Source organism: Mesorhizobium sp. M1329 (assembly GCF_040318035.1).
In the GTDB taxonomy this organism is placed as follows: Bacteria; Pseudomonadota; Alphaproteobacteria; order Rhizobiales; family Rhizobiaceae; genus Mesorhizobium.
The window spans coordinates 1-20,759 of sequence record NZ_JAMYLN010000057.1; the positions used below are offsets into that span (position 1 = coordinate 1).

General features: G+C 63.0%; 21 protein-coding genes and 1 pseudogene. 17 read left to right on the forward strand and 5 right to left on the reverse strand.

From position 1 onward, the window contains the following. Positions 1-173: 173 nt before the first annotated feature. Together hrpB and NKH21_RS31510 are read right to left on the reverse strand one after the other, a co-directional pair. Positions 174-1,667, reverse strand: a pseudogene (gene hrpB / locus NKH21_RS31505) (ATP-dependent helicase HrpB); the annotation flags it as partial. Between the two features lie 75 nt (positions 1,668-1,742). Beyond that, complete coding sequence (locus NKH21_RS31510; protein ID WP_352869786.1) at positions 1,743-2,633, reverse strand: DMT family transporter; 891 nt, start codon at positions 2,631-2,633, stop codon at positions 1,743-1,745. A gap of 27 nt (positions 2,634-2,660) precedes the next feature. On the opposite strand from NKH21_RS31510, the gene NKH21_RS31515 reads away from it, so the two are divergent. The 14 genes from NKH21_RS31515 (at position 2,661) to dhaK (ending at position 15,370) form a co-directional block, all read left to right on the forward strand. Beyond that, on the forward strand, positions 2,661-3,350 hold the full coding sequence (locus NKH21_RS31515) for a PIG-L deacetylase family protein (protein WP_352869788.1): 690 nt from the start codon (positions 2,661-2,663) through the stop codon (positions 3,348-3,350). Between the two features lie 212 nt (positions 3,351-3,562). Beyond that, positions 3,563-4,894: an ABC transporter substrate-binding protein gene (locus NKH21_RS31520; protein ID WP_352665424.1), complete on the forward strand. Its 1,332-nt coding sequence runs from the start codon at positions 3,563-3,565 to the stop codon at positions 4,892-4,894. Positions 4,895-5,006: 112 nt separating this feature from the next. Continuing rightward, complete coding sequence (locus NKH21_RS31525; protein WP_031211681.1) at positions 5,007-5,954, forward strand: carbohydrate ABC transporter permease; 948 nt, start codon at positions 5,007-5,009, stop codon at positions 5,952-5,954. Then, positions 5,951-6,901: a carbohydrate ABC transporter permease gene (locus NKH21_RS31530; protein ID WP_023717959.1), complete on the forward strand. Its 951-nt coding sequence runs from the start codon at positions 5,951-5,953 to the stop codon at positions 6,899-6,901. The genes NKH21_RS31525 and NKH21_RS31530 overlap by 4 nt, the downstream gene beginning before the upstream one ends. Then, positions 6,898-7,098, forward strand: a complete 201-nt coding sequence (locus tag NKH21_RS31535) for a hypothetical protein (protein ID WP_352665425.1) — start codon at positions 6,898-6,900, stop codon at positions 7,096-7,098. Before NKH21_RS31530 ends, NKH21_RS31535 begins: the two co-directional genes overlap by 4 nt. Positions 7,099-7,101: 3 nt before the next feature. Further along, positions 7,102-8,214 (forward strand): ABC transporter ATP-binding protein, encoded by a 1,113-nt coding sequence (locus tag NKH21_RS31540; protein ID WP_352869790.1) that lies wholly within the window; start codon positions 7,102-7,104, stop codon positions 8,212-8,214. Beyond that, positions 8,207-9,220, forward strand: a complete 1,014-nt coding sequence (locus tag NKH21_RS31545) for an ABC transporter ATP-binding protein (protein WP_352869792.1) — start codon at positions 8,207-8,209, stop codon at positions 9,218-9,220. Before NKH21_RS31540 ends, NKH21_RS31545 begins: the two co-directional genes overlap by 8 nt. A gap of 67 nt (positions 9,221-9,287) precedes the next feature. Then, positions 9,288-10,931, forward strand: coding sequence for a dihydroxyacetone kinase subunit DhaK (locus tag NKH21_RS31550; protein ID WP_352869794.1), 1,644 nt, complete (start codon positions 9,288-9,290; stop codon positions 10,929-10,931). Between the two features lie 81 nt (positions 10,932-11,012). Next, entirely contained in the window at positions 11,013-11,615 is a 603-nt protein-coding gene (gene dhaL / locus NKH21_RS31555) for a dihydroxyacetone kinase subunit DhaL (protein WP_352869796.1), read from the forward strand. Next, entirely contained in the window at positions 11,612-12,001 is a 390-nt protein-coding gene (gene dhaM / locus NKH21_RS31560) for a dihydroxyacetone kinase phosphoryl donor subunit DhaM (RefSeq protein ID WP_352665432.1), read from the forward strand. Before dhaL ends, dhaM begins: the two co-directional genes overlap by 4 nt. A 22-nt stretch (positions 12,002-12,023) precedes the next feature. Then, entirely contained in the window at positions 12,024-12,326 is a 303-nt protein-coding gene (locus tag NKH21_RS31565; protein WP_352869799.1) for an HPr family phosphocarrier protein, read from the forward strand. Further along, complete coding sequence (gene ptsP, locus NKH21_RS31570) at positions 12,310-13,926, forward strand: phosphoenolpyruvate--protein phosphotransferase (RefSeq protein WP_352869801.1); 1,617 nt, start codon at positions 12,310-12,312, stop codon at positions 13,924-13,926. The genes NKH21_RS31565 and ptsP overlap by 17 nt, the downstream gene beginning before the upstream one ends. A gap of 8 nt (positions 13,927-13,934) precedes the next feature. Continuing rightward, positions 13,935-14,357 (forward strand): hypothetical protein, encoded by a 423-nt coding sequence (locus NKH21_RS31575; RefSeq protein ID WP_352869803.1) that lies wholly within the window; start codon positions 13,935-13,937, stop codon positions 14,355-14,357. 26 nt (positions 14,358-14,383) lie between these two features. Continuing rightward, complete coding sequence (gene dhaK, locus NKH21_RS31580) at positions 14,384-15,370, forward strand: dihydroxyacetone kinase subunit DhaK (RefSeq protein WP_352869805.1); 987 nt, start codon at positions 14,384-14,386, stop codon at positions 15,368-15,370. A gap of 284 nt (positions 15,371-15,654) precedes the next feature. On the opposite strand, the gene NKH21_RS31585 is transcribed toward dhaK, so the two are convergent. Then, complete coding sequence (locus NKH21_RS31585; protein ID WP_352869807.1) at positions 15,655-16,452, reverse strand: DUF2259 domain-containing protein; 798 nt, start codon at positions 16,450-16,452, stop codon at positions 15,655-15,657. Positions 16,453-16,622: 170 nt separating this feature from the next. Between NKH21_RS31585 and NKH21_RS31590 the strand changes: the two genes are divergently transcribed. Together NKH21_RS31590 and NKH21_RS31595 are read left to right on the forward strand one after the other, a co-directional pair. Further along, positions 16,623-18,530, forward strand: coding sequence for a propionyl-CoA synthetase (locus NKH21_RS31590; protein WP_352869809.1), 1,908 nt, complete (start codon positions 16,623-16,625; stop codon positions 18,528-18,530). A gap of 190 nt (positions 18,531-18,720) precedes the next feature. Further along, positions 18,721-19,422, forward strand: a complete 702-nt coding sequence (locus tag NKH21_RS31595; RefSeq protein ID WP_352665437.1) for a metallophosphoesterase family protein — start codon at positions 18,721-18,723, stop codon at positions 19,420-19,422. A gap of 66 nt (positions 19,423-19,488) precedes the next feature. On the opposite strand, the gene NKH21_RS31600 is transcribed toward NKH21_RS31595, so the two are convergent. Further along, positions 19,489-19,656 (reverse strand): Thivi_2564 family membrane protein, encoded by a 168-nt coding sequence (locus tag NKH21_RS31600; RefSeq protein WP_352665438.1) that lies wholly within the window; start codon positions 19,654-19,656, stop codon positions 19,489-19,491. Positions 19,657-19,871: 215 nt separating this feature from the next. Between NKH21_RS31600 and NKH21_RS31605 the strand changes: the two genes are divergently transcribed. Beyond that, the gene (locus tag NKH21_RS31605) at positions 19,872-20,324 is read left to right on the forward strand and encodes a BA14K family protein (RefSeq protein ID WP_352869811.1); all 453 of its coding nucleotides are present in this window, start codon (positions 19,872-19,874) and stop codon (positions 20,322-20,324) included. Between the two features lie 110 nt (positions 20,325-20,434). Here NKH21_RS31605 and NKH21_RS31610 read toward each other — a convergent pair whose 3' ends face one another. Continuing rightward, entirely contained in the window at positions 20,435-20,581 is a 147-nt protein-coding gene (locus tag NKH21_RS31610) for a hypothetical protein (RefSeq protein WP_352869813.1), read from the reverse strand. Between the last annotated feature and the right edge of the window lie 178 nt (positions 20,582-20,759).

Genomic DNA, 20,759 nt, shown 5'->3' on the forward strand with positions numbered 1-20,759 from the left:
GTGTGGCCCCCCGCCGCGGGCCGGTTTTGTAGTCGGAGCCGCCGTCAATACCCCCCCCCTTTGTGGGGTGGGGGGGGTTGTGTCCTTTGCCCACAAGGGGGTGGGCGCGGGGGGGGGCTCGGCGATGGCGTGCCCGACCCGACCCCACCCCGCTCCGCTTCGCGGATCGACCCTCCCCTCAAGGGGGAGGGTAACGCCTGCTTTGCCAATCTCTCGGCCAGCTGCCGGGCAGCGGTGGCACGCCGCGATTTTTCGGCGCGAAAGCGCATCAGCCGCCGTTCGAGATCGGCACCATCGCCCCCAAGGCCACGCTCAGTGAGCAGCACGGCGAGCATCGCCGCCTCGAGCGCCTGTCCGGTCCTTGCCGCCTCGGCGACCATATGGCCGAGCCGAACCGGTAGCGCCAGCTTGCGCATCGCGGCACCGGCTTCCGTCAGGCGGCCTGCCGCATCGACAGCATCGAGCGCGCGCAGCAGCGCCCTAGCCTCGGTGAGCGCCGGAGCCGGCGGGGGGTCGAGGAAGGACAGGCTGGTCGGATCGGCGACACCGAACGCGGCGCAATCGAGCAACAGGCCGGAAAGATCGGCCTCGAGGATTTCCGGCGGCGTGAAGGCCGGCAGGGCCGCCGTCTGCTCGGCCCGCCATAACCGGATGGCGACGCCCGGCTGCGTGCGCCCGGCACGGCCGGCGCGCTGGTCGGCGGAAGCGCGGGAAGCACGTACCGTCTCCAGCCGCGTCAGGCCGCTCGCCGGCTCATAGCGCGGCAGCCGCGACAGGCCGGAATCGATGACGACGCGCACGCCGTCGATGGTGATGGAGGTTTCGGCGATCGACGTCGCCAGCACGACCTTGCGGCGGCCGAGCGGCGCCGGCTTGATCGCCGCGTCCTGCGCCTTGTTGTCGAGCATGCCGTAGAGCGGCACGATGTCGGTATCGGCGCCGACCTTGCCCGCCAGCCGCTCGGCGGTGCGCTCGATCTCGCGCTGGCCGGGCAGGAAAGCGAGCACGCTGCCCTCCTCCCCGGCAAGCGCCGAGCGGATCGTCCTGGCCATCGCGTCCTCGATGGTGACGCCGCCCTGCCGCTCGTCATAGCGGACATCGACCGGAAAGGCGCGGCCTGCGCTCTCGATCACCGGCGAGCCGGACAGTAATTTTGCGACACGCGCACCGTCGAGCGTCGCCGACATCACCAGCAATCTGAGGTCGGTCCTCAGCGCACTTTGCACGTCGAGCGCCAGCGCCAGCCCGAAATCGCCGTCGAGCGAGCGTTCGTGGAACTCGTCGAACAACACCGCCGCGACACCGGGCAGTTCGGGATCGTCGAGGATCATGCGGGAGAGCACGCCTTCGGTGACGACGAGGACCCTGGTCTTCGCGGAAGTGCGGTTTTCCATGCGCATGGCATAGCCGACCGTCTCACCGGGTTCTTCGCCAAGCAATTCGGCCATGCGGCGGGCGGCAGCGCGGGCAGCGAGGCGGCGCGGCTCGAGCAGGATGATCTTTCCGGCGCCGAGCCATTCAGCGTCGAGCAGCGCCAGTGGAATCAGCGTCGTCTTGCCGGCGCCGGGCGGCGCCACCAGCACGGCGCTGTTGCCATGGCCGAGCGCTTCATTGAGCGCCGGCAATACAGCGGAGACCGGCAGTTCCGGCAAGGGTTTTGTGGTCATTGTGCTATGCTGTGCAGCCAGTTGGCAGCGACCGCATATCAGCGGTGGCGGTCGCGGCGCAACCTCGGCGCCGACTCAAAGCCTGGTCCGCGAAAACGGGTTCCAGCGCACGGTGCCGAGCCGCACCTCCTCGCGCACCATCGTCAGCAGGCCGGAACCGCCGACCACGGCGAGCCCGACCAGCGACAGAAAATCCGGATATTCCCTGAAGAACAGCGCACCTAAAACCACCGCCCAGACGATCTGCGAGTAATGCGTCGGCGCGATGCGGTTGGCCGGTGCGTATTTGACCGCCAGCAGATGCAGCAGCTGACCGCCGGCGGTAAAGGCGCCGGCCAGCACCAGCCAGGCCCATTGCCTGCCATCCGGCAGCGTGAACGAGGTGGCGGCCGCACCGACGCCGTTGAAGAGCAGGCCGTAGCCGATCAGCACGCCGAGCATCGTCGTGCGCTTTTCCTGCGCGGCCAGCGAACGCATCAGGATGACATTGGTGGCGGCCAGGAAGGCGATGATGAACGCCGCCAGATGACCAAGCTGCAACTCGCGAAACCCAGGCCTGACGACCAGCATGACCCCGGCAAAGCCGGCGACGACCGCCAGCCACCGCCATGGGCCGACCTTCTCCTTGAGGACCAGCGTGGCCAGGATGGTGACGAACAGTGGCGCCAGGAAGATCAGCGCATAGACTTCCGCCAGCGGGATGGTGGTGAAGGCGTAGACGCTGAGCACGCCCGAGGCGATGCCGGCCCAGGCGCGGGCCTGTACCGCCCACGGCCGGGTCGTGCGCCAGAAATCGCGCCAGCGCTCGCCTGCCGGCCTGGCAAAGAGCAGAAAGCAGCCGGCAAACAATGTCGAGAAGAAGCCGATCTCGAAGACGTTGAACTGCCCGCCCAGGCTTTTGACAACGGCGTCGCTGCACGAATAGCTTGCATAGGCGATGAGAGCGAGCAGAATTCCGTTGGGCACGTTTTTCCGTTTCCGGGAGAGATGAGAGTGAAGATACTGGCGCTTGGCGCGCATCCGGACGACATCGAGATCTTCATGTTCGGTACGATGGCGGCCTATGCCGCGCAAGGCGCAGAACTCTTCTTTGCCATAGCCACCGATGGCGCCAGGGGCGGCTATGGCGATCCGGCCGCGCTGGCCCGCACGCGCCGCAAGGAGGCGATGGCGGCGGCCGGCCTGCTTGGCGTGACGCCGCGCTTTCTCGATTTTCCCGATGGCGCACTGGTCGCCGATGCCGCGCTGATCGGGGCGCTGAAAGCACTGATCGGCGAGATAGGGCCGGATCTGGCGATCACCCATGCGCCGAACGACTATCATGGCGACCACCGCGCGCTATCGGATAGCGTGCGCATCGCAGCGTCATTCTCGGTGCCGGTGCTGCATGCCGACACGTTCGGCGGCACCGGGTTTTCGCCAACGCACTATGTCGATATCTCCAGGCATTTCGATCTAAAGGTGGACGCCATCCGGGCGCACCAGTCGCAGGATCCCGAGCGTTTCGTCGACGCGGCGCGCACGCAGAACGCCTTTCGCGCCGGCCAGTGCAACGGCCCAGCCGGATCGTTCGCCGAGGCCTTCCGCTTCGAGCCGGTCTTCCCCTTCGCCGACATCCGCGCGCTGCTGCCGCCGGCCCCAGTGATCCGTCCGGTGGCGATCAGCAACAAGACGGCGACCTAGGCAGGTCGCCGCAACTTCTCACGTTGCTTTCCTATCCAGCATGCTGCGATGCAGCAACGAATTCGCTTGCGTTGTTTAGTAAAAATTGCATCACTAAACAAATTACTAAACATCCGGTGCGCCGCCGCGTCGTAGTGTTTAGGCCCCGGAGGAGGGGTTTAGCGGGCTCTTGAAACCGTCATCCGGACGCGTTTCGCAAATGGGAGGAAGGCATGAAATCGACCTTGAAACTGACGTTGGGACTGGCCTCGACACTCTTTGCATCGACAGCCGTTTCGAACGTCGCGCAGGCAGAAGATCTGACGCTTTGCTGGGCAGCCTGGGACCCGGCCAACGCGCTTGTGGAATTGTCCAAGGACTTCACCAAGGAAACCGGCATCGGCATGAAATTCGAATTCGTGCCGTGGACCAACTATGCCGACCGCTTTCTCAACGAGCTGAATTCGCACGGCAAGCTGTGCGACCTGATCATCGGTGACAGCCAGTGGATCGGCGGTGCCGCCGAGAACGGCCACTACGTCAAGCTGAACGACTTCTTCGACAAGGAGAAGATCAGCATGGACGATTTCGTGCCGGCGACCGTCGTTGGCTATTCGGAATGGCCGAAGAACTCGCCGAATTACTGGGCGTTGCCGGCTATGGGCGACGTTGTCGGTTGGACTTACCGCAAGGACTGGTTCTCCAAGCCGGAGCTGCAGAAGGAATTCAAGGAAAAGTACGGCTGGGATCTCGGGCCGCCGACGACCTTCGACCAGTTGAAGCAGATCGCCGAATTCTTCCAGAAGCGCGAGATCGACGGCAAGACCGTCTATGGCGCGTCGATCTATACCGAGCGCGGCTCGGAAGGCATCACCATGGGCGCCATGGACGTACTCTACAGCTTCGGCTTCCAGTACGAGAACCCCAAAAAGCCCTACGAGATGGAAGGCTTCGTAAACTCCGATAAATCGGTGAAGGGCCTGGAATTCTACAAAGCCCTCTACGATTGCTGCACCCCTCCCGGCGCCTCGAACAGCTACATGGGCGAAGGCGTCGATGCCTTCAAATCCGGCCAGGTGGCCATGCACATGAACTTCGCCTTCACCTGGCCAGGCCTGCAGAAGGACGAGAATGTCGGCGGCGACAAGATCGGCTATTTCGTCAATCCTAAAGGTCCGGACGGCGACCAGTTCGCCCAGCTCGGGGGCCAGGGCATCTCGGTGGTCTCCTATTCCGACAAGCAGGAAGCCGCGCTCAAATACATCAAATGGTTCGCCAACAAGGACGTGCAGTCCAAATGGTGGTCGCTCGGCGGCTATTCCTGCCTCAACGCGGTCGTCAAGGACCCGGCCTTCCCGGCCAGCCAGCCCTACGCGCAGACCTTCCTCGACTCGATGGCCATCGTGAAGGACTTCTGGGCCGAGCCGAGCTATGCCCCGCTGTTGCAGGCATCGCAGAAGCGCTTCCACGACTATGTGGTTGCCGGGCAAGGCTCGGCCAAGGATGCGCTCGACGGCCTCGTCAAGGACTGGACCGAGGTGTTCCAGGACGACGGCAAGATGTAAACGGCTCCTCCCGAGCCCATGACCGAACCGTCCCGTGCCACCCTTGGCACGGGACACAGTTCAGATAAATTCCATTGTCGAGACGAGCCAAGTGACCGAAGCAGGACTGACCATGCTCAATCGGACGGCGGACAGCGTTGCCCGGGCTACGCCTGAGCCGTTGGCCCGCAAGGTCCGGGGCATCAGCGACAAGGGCCTCGCCTGGCTGTTCATCTCGCCGACGATCCTGTTGCTTCTCGCCATCAATATCTTCCCGCTGTTCTGGGCGATCTATCTGTCCTTCACCAATTTTCGCGCCAATCGGCCCAACGAGGTTGTGAAAAACCTTGGGCTGGCGAACTACAAGCGCATCCTGGCTGACCAGGACATCTGGATCGCCATGCAGACGACGGCGCATTTCGTGTTCTGGACCATCCTGCTGCAAACGCTGATCGGCTTTACGCTGGCCTGGCTGATCGACCGCAAGTTCCGCGGCCACGCCTTCTGGACGACAATCATCCTGGTGCCGATGATGCTGTCGCCGGCGGTGGTCGGCAATTTCTGGCGCTTCCTCTACGAGCCGCAGATCGGGCTGTTCGCCTACGCCGTTTCGTTCGTCACCGGCATACCAGCAACCGAAATCAGCATGCTCTCCAACGTGTCACTGGCGCCATGGTCGATCATCATCGTCGACACCTGGATGTGGACGCCTTACGTGATGCTCATCTGCCTCGCCGGCCTGCGCTCGATCCCCGAATACATCTACGAAGCGGCCGAGGTCGACCGCGCCTCCAACTGGCGGCAGTTCTGGTCGATCACACTGCCGATGGCGCTACCCTTCATCATGCTGGCGGTGCTGTTTCGCGGCATCGAGAACTTCAAGATGTTCGACATGGTCAATTTGCTCACCGGCGGCGGGCCGGGATCGACCACCGAAGTGGCCTCGATCACGTTGAAGCGGCAGGCCTTCGAAAGCTGGCGGACGGGCTATTCCTCGGCCTTCGCCATCATCCTGTTCGTCGCGGTGTTCGGGCTGGCCAACATCTACGTCAAGGCGCTCAACAAGGTGAAGCAGAGATGAGCCTGACGTCAGCCCATTCCGTTGTCGCGCCGTCGGCCACGTCGAAGCGCGTCGCCGGCACGATCATCGTCGCCTACGCGCTGATCTCGATCGTGCCGCTGCTGTGGATCTTCGCCACCAGCTTCAAGACGCCGCCCGATTCCATCGCTTACCCACCGAAGATCCTGTTTCAGCCGAGCGTTGAGGGCTACTGCAACCTGTTCACGACGCGCACAAGGCAGACGCCGGAATACATCAACTCGCTTGGGCCGGCGACGGGCCTGTGCGACGAGACGGTGCGCAAGCGCAACATGGTGATCGCCGGCCCGTCGAACTTCATGCCGCGCTTCGTCAATTCGCTGATCATCGCGTTCGGCTCGACGTTTTGCGCGGTGTTCCTCGGCACGCTGTCGGCCTATGGTTTTTCGCGCTTCAAGGTGCCGCTCGCCGACGACCTTCTGTTCTTCATCCTGTCGACGCGGATGATGCCGCCGATCGCCGTCGCGATTCCCATCTACCTGATGTATCGCGAGCTTGGCCTGTCGGATACGGCGCTCGGCATGATCCTGCTTTATACGGCGGTCAACGTGTCCTTGGCGGTATGGCTGCTGAAAGGCTTTATCGACGAGATCCCGCGCGAATATGAAGAAGCGGCGATGATCGACGGCTATACGCGGCTGCAGGCGTTCTGGCGCACCGTACTGCCGCAGGCGACCACCGGCATTGCCGCAACAGCCATCTTCTGCCTGATCTTTGCCTGGAACGAATATGCCTTCGCCGCGCTGCTGACTTCGGGCACGGCGCAGACCGCGCCGCCCTTCATCCCGACCATCATTGGCGAAGGCGGCCAGGACTGGCCGGCGGTCGCTGCCGGCACGACGATCTTCCTGGTGCCGATCCTTGTCTTCACCATCCTGCTTCGCAAGCAATTGTTGCGCGGCATCACCTTCGGCGCGGTGCGCAAATGAACCTGACCACTAAACGCAAATCGCGCTGGCCCGTCTGGGCCAGGCGCGGGCTGATGGAAAACGTCGCCACCGCGATCATCGCGATCGGCTTCCTGATGCTGTTCCAGCCCTTCGCGCTGGCGCTCTACACCTATTCCTTCATCACCATGCTGGCCGGCACGGCGATGTTCATCATCGTCTCGAAATTTCCGGAGTAGACGATGGCCGAGATCAGGGTCGAACATCTGAGGAAGGCATTCGGCGATTTCGTCGCCGTGCAGGATTCCAACTTCGTCGTCGAGGACGGCGAATTCTTCGTCATGCTGGGGCCGTCGGGCTGCGGCAAGACGACGACGCTTCGTATGATCGCCGGGCTCGAACTGCCGACCGGCGGCAAGATCCTGCTTGGCGGCGAGGACGTCACCATGCGGCGTGCCCGCGAGCGCGACATTGCCTTCGTATTCCAGCTGTTCGCGCTCTATCCGCACATGAATGTGCGGAAGAACATCGGCTTTCCACTGCTGGCGCAAGGCATGCCAGGCGCTGAAATCCGAGCCAGGGTGGAAGAGACGGCGAAGCTGTTGCGGATCGACCATCTGCTCAACAAATCGGTCTCCGGGCTAGCCGGCGGCGATCGCCAGCGCGTGGCGCTCGGCCGCGCCATCGTACGGCGGCCAAAATGTTTCCTGATGGACGAGCCGCTCGGCACGCTCGACACCGAATTCCGGGACCTGATGGTCCATGAGCTGCGCGAACTGCACAACCGCATCCACGCCACCACCGTCTATGTCACGCATGACCAGATGGAAGCGATGTCGATGGCCGACAAGATCGCGGTGATGAACCACGGCGTCATCGAACAATTCGGCACGCCGCGCGAGATCTACGACCGGCCGGCGACGATGTTCGTCGCCGACTTCATCGGCTCGCCGCCGATGAATTTCCTCGGCTTCGGCGGAGGCCTTTCAAAGGGTGCCAGGGAAATTGTTGTGCAGGGCGCGAAGGTGGCCGTGCCGGAGGTGCGCGAGGATGTCGCGCCGGCCGAGATGGCGCTTGGCATCCGACCGGAGCACATCCGCTTCGACGACGCTTCGAAGTTGCGCGGTGCTATTTACGGCACGGAATATCTCGGCACGACTCAGATCGTGGCGGTGGAGACGGCAGACGGCATCATCAAGGCCAGGGTGCCGGCCGAAATCCGACTCAATCCGGGCGATCATGTCGGCCTGGCGCTGAGCAGCGCGCGGCTGTCGCTGTTCGCAAAAGGATCCGGGCGTGCGGTGCGCACCGAAATCCATGACTCGGCCTCCCAGGGGAGAGCGCATCATGGCTGACGTTCACATCAAAGGCGTGACCAAGGTTTTTGGCGAGCATGTCGCCCTCGACAATCTCGACCTGCATATCGCCGACGGCGAATTCGTCGTGCTGCTCGGGCCGACCGGTGCCGGCAAGACGACGACGCTCAGGCTGATCGCCGGGCTGGAGCGGCCGGAAGCGGGCTCGATCCATATTGCCGGCCACGACACGACGACGCTGTCGCCGGCCGAGCGCGACACCGCTTTCGTCTTCCAGCAATATTCGCTCTATCCGCATCTGTCAGTCTACGACAACCTCGCCTTTCCGCTGCGCTCGCCGGCGCGGAAAATGCCGGAGGACCAGATCCGCCGCCGCGTCGAGGATGTGGCCAAGATGGTGCGCATCCACCACAAGCTGAATAATCGCTCGACCAAACTCTCGGGCGGCGAGATGCAGCGCGTCGCCATCGGCCGCGCTTTGGTGCGCAAGCCGTCGATCTACCTGATGGACGAGCCGCTGTCGTCGCTCGACGCCAAGCTGCGCGCCGATCTCAGGCTCGAGCTGAAGCGCATCCAGGCCGAACTCGGCGCCACCATGCTTTACGTCACACACGACCAGATCGAAGCGATGACCATGGCCGACCGCATCGGCATCCTCGCCGACGGCGTGCTGGTGCAGATTGGTTCCCCGCGCACGATCTATTCTGAGCCGGCAAACCTTCACGTCGCGGCAAGGCTCGGCCAACCGGCCATCAATTTGTTGCCGGTCGGCTTGCTGCCGGATGGCGGCGCGCCGACGGGAACCAAGACAATCGGTGCGCGTACCGAACATCTTTCGATCGAGAAGGCCGCGAACGGCCATGCCGACGGCGTCGTCGATTGGGTCGAGCATCTCGGCGACCAGAACCATCTGCACGTGACAGTGGGGACCAAGAAGCTGGTGACGCTGACCGACCCCGACACCGACCTGGCGCAGGGCGACAAGATCATGATCCGCTATCGCTCGCCGCTGTATTTCGGCGCCGATGGGCGACGGCTGATGTGAGCGCTGCGCGAGTGTTTTCCTGGCACCTTTCAACCGGCAATTTCGGGCACCGGACTGGACCAATTCGATGAAGCATTTTTTCAATCGCAGGGATACGATCGTAACTGAGGCCCTGGACGGCTTTCTCGGCACGACCGGCGCCGGCGTTCTCGCTCGCCTCGACGGCTATCCCGAGATCAAGGTCATTCTCCGCGCCGACTGGGATAAGACCAAGGTCGCGGTCATTTCCGGCGGCGGGGCCGGGCACGAACCCGCCCATGCCGGCTTCGTCGGCATGGGCATGCTGACGGCGGCGGTTTCGGGCGAGATCTTTGCTTCGCCGAGCGTGGAAGCAGTATTGGCCGCCATCCGCGCGGTGACCGGTCCCGCCGGGTGCCTGCTGATCGTCAAGAACTATACCGGCGATCGCCTCAACTTCGGCTTGGCCGCCGAGAAGGCGCGCGCCGAAGGCTTCCGCGTCGAGATGGTGATCGTCGCCGACGACATTGCCCTGCCGGACATTGCCCAGCCGCGCGGCGTTGCCGGCACCTTGTTCGTGCACAAGATCGCAGGCTATCTGTCAGAAGCCGGCAACGATCTGGCGACGGTTGCCGCTGCGGCGCGCGCCGCGGCGGCGGATATCGTTTCACTCGGCATATCGCTGTCGTCCTGCTCGATCCCCGGCCAGAGCCATGACGAAAGATTTGGCGCCGACGACGCTGAACTCGGCCTCGGCATCCATGGCGAACCGGGCGTTGAGCGGATTGCGATACAAAGTGCCGAAAGACTGGTTGCGATCATGTCGGAGCGCCTTGCCGCGCGGCTCGATCCGGCCAGCGACTACGCCTTGCTGATCAACAATCTCGGTTCGGTGCCACCGCTGGAAATGTTGCTTGTCGCCAATGCGGTGTTGGCATCACCGCTGGCACGAAAGGTGACGCTGACGATCGGGCCTGGGCAGCTTATGACGGCGCTCAACATGAACGGCTTTTCTCTGTCGCTGATCCGGCTCGATGCGCCGCGCGAAGCGGCGTTGCGGGCGCCGGTAGGTCCTCACGCCTGGCTGCCGGCAAGAGCGGTTGGCCCAATGAGCATCGTGCCGATGGCAAAAGCCGGCAGCCTTGGCAACGCGTCGAAAGCCAGCCAGGACGCGCGCACCGAGCGGCTGGTGGTCGCGGTCTGCGAACGGCTGATCTCGCTTGAAGGCGCGTTGAACGGACTGGACGCCAAGGCTGGAGACGGCGACACCGGATCGACTGTGGCGGCCGGTGCGCGCAGCGTGCTAGGCCGCATTGCGACACTGCCGCTCGCCGACCCTGCCGCAACGCTCGCCGCCGTCGGCGACATCCTGAGCGCCAGCATGGGCGGCTCTAGCGGCGTGCTGCTGTCGATCTTCTTCACCGCCGCCGCGCAGGCGCTGCAGTCTGGCGAAACGCTTCCCAAGGCGCTTCTCGCTGGCCTGGATCGGGTGTCCTTCTATGGTGGAGCGAGGATCGGCGATCGCACGATGATCGATGCCCTGGAACCCGCCTTGAGGGCGCTGGATAAGGGGAGTCTGGAAGATGCGGCGGTCGCGGCGCAACGCGGAGCCGAGGCCACCGCTGCCATGCGCAAGGCCAAGGCCGGGCGGTCCGCCTATATTGGCAGCGAGCTCGACGGCGTGGTCGATCCGGGCGCCTTTGCCGTCGCCGAGGTCTTCACTGCCCTCGCTGCGTTGCTCGAACCCGCTTGACTGGGGAAAAGAATGCTTCAATTGCCGGATATGCAATTTTCTCGTACTGCCGGCAGCGCAGGGGCCAGGAGCATGGGTGACATGGCGGCAGCGGATCTCTCCAAGCTGATCGAGGCGACGGCAAACACCATCGCCGCCCATGCCGAAGAGCTGACCAGGCTCGACCAGGCGATCGGCGACGGCGACCATGGGCTCAACATGAAACGCGGCTTCGAGGCCGTGCGGGCCGAGGCCGGCGCGTTCGCGGCAAAGCCGTTGCCCGAGGCGCTGAAGGCGATCGGCACCAAGCTGGTGATGACCGTCGGCGGAGCCTCCGGTCCCTTGTTCGGCACGCTGTTCATGGCGCTCGGCAAGGAGATTCCCGCCGCGCCGGATCGCGCCGATCTGGCGGCGGCCTTCGGCAAGGCGATCGAAGCAGTGGCCGCCCGAGGCAAGTCGCAGGCCGGGCAAAAAACCATGCTCGACGTGCTGCAGCCGGTGCATGAGGCCCTGCTGGAGGGAAAGGCGGCAGCGGACATCGTCGAGATCGCCGACAACGCGGCCGACGCGACCGTGCCGATGAAGGCGCTGCGTGGGCGCGCCTCCTTCCTTGGCGACCGTTCGATCGGTCATATGGATGCCGGCGCACGCTCGACCGCGCTTCTGGTGCGGGCCGTAGCCGAGACAATCGAGAGGCGCGCATGAGCAATGTCGGCATCGTCATCGTATCGCATTCGCCGCTGGTCGCCGAAGGCACCGCCGACATGGTGCGGCAGATGGTCGGCAACGAAGTGCCGCTTGCATGGTGCGGCGGAAACGGCCATGGCGGGCTGGGAACCAATGTCGAGGCGATCATAGGCGCCATCGACAAGGCCTGGTCGGAGGCGGGTGTCGCGATCCTCGTCGATCTCGGCGGTGCCGAGACCAATAGCGAGATGGCGGTCGAGATGATCGGCGAACCGCGCGCCCAGAAGATCATCGTCTGCAATGCGCCGATCGTCGAAGGCGCGGTGATGGCGGCAACCGAGGCTTCCGGCGGCGCCTCGCTCAAGGAAGTGGTGGCGACGGCGCACGAACTGTCGCCGTCGTGAATGAACGGGAATTTTGACAAGCATGTCCGCAGCAGTCGAAGCCAGCGTCCTGATCACCCATGAGGTGGGACTGCATGCGCGTCCTTCGGTGAAGTTCACCAAGCTTGCCAAGACGTTTTCGGCCGACGTCGAGATTGCGCTCGCCGCCAACGGACCGTGGCTCGACGCCAAGAGCATCGTCAAGGTAATGGCTGCGAAAGCGCCGAAAGGTACTGTCCTGCATATCAGAGCCAGAGGGGACGGCGCCGGTGAGGCGGTGGGCGCGCTGGTCGAGCTGGTGCGGCGCGATTTCGACGAAGGCAAGGACCATGCCCGAACCGCTTAGGCTGCAGGGCATTTCGGCATCGGCCGGCTATGCCGAGGGGCCGCTGTTCGATCTGGACCAGGCTGCTGTGCGTTATGTCCGCAAGGCGACTGCCGCGGACGAGAAGGCGGCGCTTGAAGCCGCCATCTCCATTGCCGCAGGCCGGCTCGCGACATTGATCGAAACCAGCGACAGCGAGGCGGCCGGGATCCTCGAATTCCAGCTCGCCATGCTGGAGGACAACGCGCTGACCGGTCCGGCCTTTGCGCACATCGTCGAGGGCATGGCTGCTGATGTGGCTTGGCGAACAGCGCTCGACGCCGAGATCGCCGGCTACGAAACATCCGACCAGGACTATTTCCGGGCGCGCGCGGCCGACATGCGCGATATACGCGACCAGGTGCTACGCGCGCTGACCGGGGGCGGCGACATTGCCGCACCGGCGGGTGCGATCTTCTACGGCGAGGATATCGCACCGACGCGCTTCCTCGAGACCGACTGGAGTGCCGGCGGCGGCATAGCACTTACGGCCGGAAGTGCTGCAAGTCATGTCGCAATGCTGGCACGCTCACGCGGCGTGCCAATGGTGGTGGGGCTTGGGCTCGTGGCGCGTGGGGTGGCCGGGCCCGGTGCTTCGCCGGCTCACCTTGCCGGAATGGCTCTGCTCGATGCCGAACATGGCGGCATCGTGTTGGCGCCTTCGAAAGCGGAGATCGACGCATTCCGACGATCGTCGTTGGCTTTCGCAGCGCATCGCGGCAAAGCGGCAGCCTATCTGACAAGGCCGGCAGCAACGAAGACCGGCATAGCGGTCCGCGTGCAGGTGAATATTGCCGATCCGTCCGATGTCGACAGCATCGATGCTGCGGCGTGCGACGGTGTCGGGCTGATGCGGACCGAATTCCTGTTCGGCAAGACGCTGCCGGACGAGGAAACCCAATATCGCGCCTACCGCAAAGTGCTGGAATGGGCAGGCGACAAGCCGGTGACGATCCGTACCGTCGATGCGGGCGGCGATAAGCCTGTGCCGGGCCTGACCGTCGAGGAAGGTAATCCATTCCTTGGCCTGCGCGGGATCAGGCTGTCGCTGGTGCGCCCAGAGGTCTTTCGCGTGCAGATCCGCGCCTTGCTACGCGCCGCCATGCACGGCAATCTGAAGGTGATGTTCCCGATGATCGCCGTTCCGGAAGAGTATGAACACGCCACCGCGCTGTTCGCGGAAGAGCAGGCTGACCTTTTGGCGCGCGGCATCGCGCAAAAAATGCCGCCGCTTGGCATCATGGTCGAGGTGCCGTCGGTGGCCATCGCACCGGAGGCATTCGCCAAGGCCGCCTTCTTCTCGATCGGTTCGAATGATTTGACCCAATACGTAATGGCTGCCGCTCGCGACAACATTTCGGTCGCACATCTGAATTCCGTCAGGCACCCGGCGGTGCTCCGGCTGATCGCCTCGGTTGCCGCCTTCGGCCGTGAGCACAATATCCCGGTTAGCCTGTGTGGCGATGCCGGCGGCGACCCCGCCTCGATCCCGGCGCTGCTTGAAACTGGCCTGCGTGACCTCTCCGTCGCTCCCGCCCAACTCGCGATGGCCAAGGCGGCCATCGCGGACGTTTCGATCTAGGCCCCGGCATGTCAGACAAAGCGTCGCAATCCGGCCCCGAAGAGGCGATCCGCGCCTACAAGACGATCCTGTCGCAGGTGATCGACCAGCGCCCGTCCGGCATGCGCCAGCGCCTCGCCGATGCGCTGGGCAAGCATCGCAGCTTCGTCACGCAGATTTCCAGCCCGGCCTATTCGACGCCGATCCCGTCGAAGCATTTGCCGGCTATCTTCTCCGTTTGCCATTTCAGCCCGGCCGAACGCGATCATTTCCTTGAAGCCTACCATCGGGCGCATCCGGGAAAAATGTCGCTGGCTGCAGGCATGCGTAGGACACGGCATGTCTCGCTGATCGTTCCCGATTTCGGCGACGACAAGCAGAACGCGGCGCTCGACCGGGCGGTCAACGATTTCATCCAGAAGATCACCAGCATCGCCGGCAAGGGCAGCTGACGCTGGGCTATTTCGGGAGGACAGCCATGAAGAAATTTCTGAATTCGGTCGATACGGTGCTGACCGAGAGCCTTGACGGCTTCGTTGCCGCGCATGCCGATATCCTGGCGCTCGGCGAGGAGCACAAATTTGTCCGCCGCAAGGTGCTCAAGCCGGGCAAGGTGGCGCTGATCTCCGGCGGCGGCTCGGGTCACGAGCCGCTGCATGGCGGGTTCGTCGGGCACGGCATGCTGGATGCCGCCTGCCCCGGCCAGGTATTCACCTCGCCGACGCCTGACCAGATGATGGCGGCGGCTGAAGCCGTCAATACGGGCGCCGGCTGCCTGTTCATCGTCAAGAACTACGAGGGCGACGTGATGAATTTCGACATGGCCGCTGAAATGACGGAAGGCGTGATGCAAATCGTGACCAATGACGACGTCGCGGTCGAAAACTCGTCCTACACCACCGGCCGGCGCGGCGTCGCCGGTACGCTGGTGGTCGAGAAAATCGTCGGCGCGGCGGCCGAACAAGGCATGCCACTAGAGCCTTTGAAGGCGCTCGGCGAGCGCGTCAACGGCGCGACGCGCTCGATGGGCGTGGCGCTGACCAGTTGCACCGTGCCGGCGGCGGGCAAGCCGACCTTCGACATCGGCGACGGCGAGATGGAGTTCGGGGTCGGTATCCATGGCGAGCCGGGAAGGCGACGCGACACATTGAAGAGCGCCGACGCTATCGCCGACGAGATCTGTACCGCAATCCTGGGTGACCTGGGCGACGGTGCCAGAGGCCAGGCGCTACTCTTCGTCAATGGCTTTGGCGGCACACCGTTGATGGAGCTTTATCTGATGTACAACAGCGCCCGCAAAATCTTCGAGAAGCACGGCGTGACGGTGGCCCGGTCGCTGGTCGGGTCCTATGTGACCTCGCTCGACATGGCCGGCTGTTCGATCACGCTGAGCATGCTCGACGACGAGGCGGCTGTTTGGTGGGATGCACCGGTACATACGGCCGCGCTGCGCTGGGGCATGTAGCGGCGGAGAATGCCCCAGAAATAGTCGGTGATAAGACCGACATCGGCAACGCCGCACATCGCCAGACAGTTGCCCTCCTCACCCTGCGTAAGATAAAGAACCTGCGGGTTTGGGGAGTTTGAGCATGCGTTACAATTGGGATCGGGCGCCGACGGGTTTCGAGCGCCATGGAAAGGTGCTGGCAGCCGCCTTGCTGATCGTCGGCGGGGTCGGACTTATGCTCGCTGCCCTCCCGCTTTAGGGACAACAAACTCGGGTAGCGGACTACTTCTCAGCCCGTTGCCTCAGTGCGCCCGGCCAGTCACGGCGATGAAACGGCGGTCGCGCCCTTCAAATCCCTGGCTGAAGCGCTGCACGAGCACGGCAAGCACGCCCGGTTTTCCATCCGGGGTGAATGCGTAAGATTCCGACAGGCTGTAGGAAGTCGGGCAATTCCTCGAACCGGGCACCGCCTTGTCCTCATGCAGCAGCTTGATCGGCTTGCCGTCCTGACCCTGCAGTGTCAGGCGAAAGCCGAGCGCCTTGCCGGTCGTTTCGCCTTGCTGCGTCCCGTCGAAACTCGATGAACAATCCGCCGTGCTGTCGGCAAGGATCTGCTCGAGCTGGATGGTCGAGATGCCAAGCTCGTCATAGGCCGGCGAAAGCCATTTCTGCGAAACCTGCTCAAGGCGCGCAATGTCGTTGTAGGCGACCATGTCGTCGGGAAAGGTGAATTTGTCTAAGCCCGTCCGCTCGCCGCGCGGCGCTATGGCATATTTGGCCAGCAACGGCGCCGCCTGCGCCGCGGCACGCTCCCTCGCCTGCGCAAGCGTCAGTGTCGCATCCTCCGTCTCGTCGACGATGACGATCGGCTTGCCGCCGACGAACTCATCGGTCCGCGTGTCGATGATGTCGATCTCCGACCAGCCCGAATCCGAAGCACCGGCATCGAGCTTGCCGTACTGTTCGAAGGCGAAGTAGTTGCCGTCTGGCGAAAAGCCGATGATGCGCCGTGCCGCCGCATCGCCGGCCTGAGCAGCTGAAGCGAGCACCAACGCCAGCGTCGCAATCACGGCAAATCCAAGCTCGTATCGCAGTTTCATCGCGCCCTGCCCCCCAATGTTGAAAATTCGGCCGATCAGCCCCGCAGACCACGACGACCTGCATTTGCGGCCGAATTAGAACGACGGCAAACGAAACGCACAAATACATGGTTACACAAACCAGCATACGCTATTTCAAGGACAGCAAACATTCCTGGGGAGGAAGCTGGATGGCGTCACGCTACCATGAGGTCTATGACGACTGGAAACGCGACCCGGAAAAATTCTGGGCCGATGCGGCGAGTGCAATCGACTGGTTCTCGCCTTTCGAGACCGTTTTCGATGCCAATGCCGGCGTCTATGGCCGGTGGTTCAACGGCGCCTCGTGCAACACCTGCTTCAATGCCGTCGATCGTCATGTGGCGGGCGGCCGTGCCGACCAGATCGCGTTGATCCATGACAGCGCGATTTCGGGTACAATCAGGAAATTCACGTATGCCGAGTTGAAGCGCGAGGTGGTCGCGCTGACCTCGGTGCTCAAGAATCGCGGCATTCAAAAAGGCGATCGCGTCATCATCTACATGCCGATGGTACCGGAGGCAGCCTTCGCCATGCTTGCCTGTGCGCGGATCGGCGCCGTGCATTCGGTGGTCTTCGGCGGCTTTGCCTCGCATGAGCTCGCCACCCGCATCGACGACGCCAAGCCGAAGCTGATCATCTCGGCGTCCTGCGGACTGGAGCCAGGGCGCATCGTTGCCTATAAGCCGCTGCTCGACAAGGCGATCGAGATGTCGCGGCACAAGCCGGAAAGCTGCCTCATCCTGCAGCGCGACCAATTGCGCTGCGAGCTCAGGGAAAACTACGACATCGACTATGCCGACGCCGTGGCACGTGAGCGGGCCGCCGGCGCCAATGTCGACTGTGTTCCGGTGCTTGCCACCGATCCGCTCTACATCATCTACACGTCGGGCACGACCGGCCAGCCGAAGGGCATCGTGCGCGACAATGGCGGCCACATGGTCGCGCTGAAATGGTCGATGGAAAACGAGTTCGGCGTCAAGCCGGGCGAAGTGTTCTGGGCCGCTTCCGATGTCGGCTGGGTAGTCGGCCATTCCTATATCGTCTACGGCCCGCTGCTGCATGGCTGCACAACCATCCTGTTCGAGGGCAAGCCGGTCGGCACGCCCGATGCCGGCACCTATTGGCGTGTGATCGCCGAGCATGGGGTGGTCGCGCTGTTCACCGCGCCAACCGCCTTTCGCGCCATCAAAGGACAGGACCCCAAAGGCGAATTCGTCCCGAAATACGACCTGTCCAAATTCCGCACGCTGTTCCTGGCCGGCGAGCGCGCCGATCCGGAAACCATCAAATGGGCGGAGCAGAAATTGAACGTGCCCGTGATCGATCATTGGTGGCAGACGGAGACCGGCTCGCCGATGACCATTAATCCCGCCGGACTGGGCCTGTTGCCGGTCAAATACGGCTCGCCCGGCGTGCCGATGCCCGGCTACGACATCCGCGTGCTGGACGATGCCGGGCATGGGGTCAAGCGTGGTACGCTTGGCAATGTCGTGGTGAGATTGCCGTTGCCCCCCGGCTGCCTGCCGACGCTGTGGAATGCCGACGAGCGGTTTCGCCAAGCCTATCTCGAGGAGTTCCCCGGCTTCTACAAAACCGCGGATGCCGGCATGATGGACGAGGACGGCTATCTCTATGTCATGGCTCGCACCGACGACATCATCAATGTCGCCGGTCACCGGCTATCGACCGGCGCCATGGAGGAGGTTCTGGCCGCGCATCCCGACGTCGCCGAATGCGCTGTCGTCGGTATTGCCGATGCTATGAAAGGCCAGGTTCCACTCGGCTTCGTCGTGCTGAATGCCGGGGTCGACCGCGACGCCGGCATCATCGAAAACGAGGTTGTCACGCTGGTGCGCGAACGGATCGGCCCGGTCGCCGCCTTCAAGACGGTGGTGACGATCAAGCGCCTGCCGAAGACGCGCTCCGGCAAGATCCTGCGCGGCACCATGCAGAAGATCGCCGACAAGGAGGAATGGGCCATGCCGGCAACGATCGACGACCCGGCCATCCTCGACGAGATCACCGCCGCGCTGAACCGCCGCGGCATCGGCCTGTAAGGACGCCGAAGCCGAGTTGTGTCCGAAACTCCGGTATGGAACGACCGGCGCCGGACATGGTATCCACGCACAGCGCGTCATGTTGCTTCGGAATCGAGGCGCACCACAGCCATGCGAGATGCCATACGTGACCCTGTTCCAGCGATCGAGAAAGTCCCAGGCCGCGGCGCGCCGGCGGCTGGAGATCGATATGCGGGGCACCGTCGTCTATGCGATCGGCGACGTGCATGGCTGCTACAAGGAACTCCGCGCCCTGGAGCAGAAGATCCTGCTCGATTCGGTGCCCTTCGAAGGACGAAAGCTGATCATCATGCTCGGCGACTACGTCGATCGTGGGCCTCAGTCGGCGCGTGTGCTCGATCATCTGCTGGCGCCGCCACCCCAAGGTTTCCAGCGCATTTGCCTTGCCGGCAACCACGAAGTCGTGATGCTGAACTATCTCGACGGGATCATTTCGCGAGAGTCGTGGCTGGCGATAGGCGGCCTGCAAACGCTGTTTTCCTACGGCGTCGATCCGTCGCGCATGGCCGATCTCTACGGTTCAAGCGAGGAGGTCGACCGGCGCATTCGGGAGATCATTCCCGCCGGCCATATCAGCTTCATGCGCGCGCTGCCGGTCATGGTCTGTTCGGCAAAATTCGTGTTCGTTCATGCCGGCATCAGGCCCGGCATCGACCTCGCCGCGCAGGACGAGGACGACCTGCTCAACATCCGCTCGGAGTTCTTTGACGCCGCGCATCTTCTCGACCGCTATGTCGTGCACGGACATACGCCGGTCGACATTCCGAAGCTCGAGGGACGCCGGCTTGGCATCGACACGGGCGCTTTCCAAAGCGGCCGGCTGACCGCAGTCAGGATCGTAGACAACCGCGCCAGACTGATATTTTCCTAGAGCGGAATGCGATCAAATTGAATCGGGCATTGCCCAGCCGCCTGGCCGATCGCTTTCGTGTTGGCTTTAAAACACCGCGAGGTACTTCAGCAGTGAAATAATGCCGATAATGATCACGACAATTTGGGCAATCTGACGAGTGCGACCATCAAGCGGCAACCGGTTGACCAGATAAAGCACCAGAATGATTACAAGGAAAGTGATCAGAATGCTGATCAAAGGAGTGCTTGCCATTGTCCCTCACTGTATGAAACGTAGAAAAACAAGCCAGCACACCGCGGCGCCGTGTGAAGATTGCCCATGCTTATTCGAGCCGTAGCACCTGGCAAGTGATTCGAACAGCCTGGCTGGCGGTGTCGAAAGCTGTCTGACACGCCATGGAACCTTGACCTCTTTAAATCGTTTTAAATTCGAAGAGGGAATATCAACCATCCCTTCAAAGGAGATTTATGAACAAGATATTATCGGGTTTGCTCGCGGCCACGTTGTCAGTTTCATTCGTGACGGCAGCCGGGTCAGCCGGCGCAGCTCCACTGTTCCTGCCGCAAACACCTTCCGTTTCGTCCGATGTGGCGACGGTCGACTACAAGCCGTGGATGAAGCGGAAATTCAACCGCAATCGCAATTTTTCGCGCAACGATGGCGTGAACTGGAACGGTCATCGCGGCTATCGTGAATACCATCGCGGCTATCGCCGCCATGGTGACTACTGGTTTCCGCTGGCGGCCTTCGCTGCCGGCGCGGTGATCAGCGGCGTGATCATCAACAACAACCAGAACCGGGTCAGTCGCGGCGATTCGCATGTACAGTGGTGCTATGACCGATACCGGAGCTATCGAGCTTCAGACGATACATTCCAGCCTAGCTATGGCCCTCGGCAGCTGTGTAATTCGCCGTACTGAGACGTAAGGTTTTTTACCGCATCAAAAACCCCGCATCGCGCGGGGTTTTTCGTAGCGGCGCCAAGGCGGCGATGGAAAGGCGAACGTAGCGTGGATCTCGGCTTGAGTGTCTATTCCAGACGGAATTCGACAGCGTGCGCTTCAGCCTCCGTAATAAGGCCGCCGTCGACGGCGGCTTCGAATGCTTTGGCAAAATACTGATCATCGGAAGTCTGGTGATCCTGGCCCGAAAGATCGACCGGATACGCGCCGATCACCCGGCCCCGTAATTTTCTCGATTACCGTCACGGTCCGCTGCATCGGTTTTTCTCCAATTAAACAGAACCTATAGCACACAGAATAGGAACATCAGCGGCAGCCGCTCGCGAGCGGCTTCGAAACATTCGAGCTACACCCACCTGATGGGACGATCTTCGAGGCACTATTCGGATAACC

Bases quoted from the DNA above. Each gene is read 5' to 3' on its own strand.
- NKH21_RS31520 (WP_352665424.1), top strand. From the start codon at position 3,563: ATGAAATCGACCTTGAAACTGACGTTGGGACTGGCCTCGACACTCTTT.
- NKH21_RS31525 (WP_031211681.1), top strand. From the start codon at position 5,007: ATGCTCAATCGGACGGCGGACAGCGTTGCCCGGGCTACGCCTGAGCCG.
- NKH21_RS31530 (WP_023717959.1), top strand. From the start codon at position 5,951: ATGAGCCTGACGTCAGCCCATTCCGTTGTCGCGCCGTCGGCCACGTCG.
- NKH21_RS31535 (WP_352665425.1), top strand. From the start codon at position 6,898: ATGAACCTGACCACTAAACGCAAATCGCGCTGGCCCGTCTGGGCCAGG.
- NKH21_RS31540 (WP_352869790.1), top strand. From the start codon at position 7,102: ATGGCCGAGATCAGGGTCGAACATCTGAGGAAGGCATTCGGCGATTTC.
- NKH21_RS31545 (WP_352869792.1), top strand. From the start codon at position 8,207: ATGGCTGACGTTCACATCAAAGGCGTGACCAAGGTTTTTGGCGAGCAT.
- NKH21_RS31550 (WP_352869794.1), top strand. From the start codon at position 9,288: ATGAAGCATTTTTTCAATCGCAGGGATACGATCGTAACTGAGGCCCTG.
- dhaL (WP_352869796.1), top strand. From the start codon at position 11,013: ATGGCGGCAGCGGATCTCTCCAAGCTGATCGAGGCGACGGCAAACACC.
- dhaM (WP_352665432.1), top strand. From the start codon at position 11,612: ATGAGCAATGTCGGCATCGTCATCGTATCGCATTCGCCGCTGGTCGCC.
- NKH21_RS31565 (WP_352869799.1), top strand. From the start codon at position 12,024: ATGTCCGCAGCAGTCGAAGCCAGCGTCCTGATCACCCATGAGGTGGGA.
- ptsP (WP_352869801.1), top strand. From the start codon at position 12,310: ATGCCCGAACCGCTTAGGCTGCAGGGCATTTCGGCATCGGCCGGCTAT.
- NKH21_RS31575 (WP_352869803.1), top strand. From the start codon at position 13,935: ATGTCAGACAAAGCGTCGCAATCCGGCCCCGAAGAGGCGATCCGCGCC.
- dhaK (WP_352869805.1), top strand. From the start codon at position 14,384: ATGAAGAAATTTCTGAATTCGGTCGATACGGTGCTGACCGAGAGCCTT.
- NKH21_RS31585 (WP_352869807.1), bottom strand. From the start codon at position 16,452: ATGAAACTGCGATACGAGCTTGGATTTGCCGTGATTGCGACGCTGGCG.
- NKH21_RS31590 (WP_352869809.1), top strand. From the start codon at position 16,623: ATGGCGTCACGCTACCATGAGGTCTATGACGACTGGAAACGCGACCCG.
- NKH21_RS31595 (WP_352665437.1), top strand. From the start codon at position 18,721: ATGCGGGGCACCGTCGTCTATGCGATCGGCGACGTGCATGGCTGCTAC.
- NKH21_RS31600 (WP_352665438.1), bottom strand. From the start codon at position 19,656: ATGGCAAGCACTCCTTTGATCAGCATTCTGATCACTTTCCTTGTAATC.
- NKH21_RS31605 (WP_352869811.1), top strand. From the start codon at position 19,872: ATGAACAAGATATTATCGGGTTTGCTCGCGGCCACGTTGTCAGTTTCA.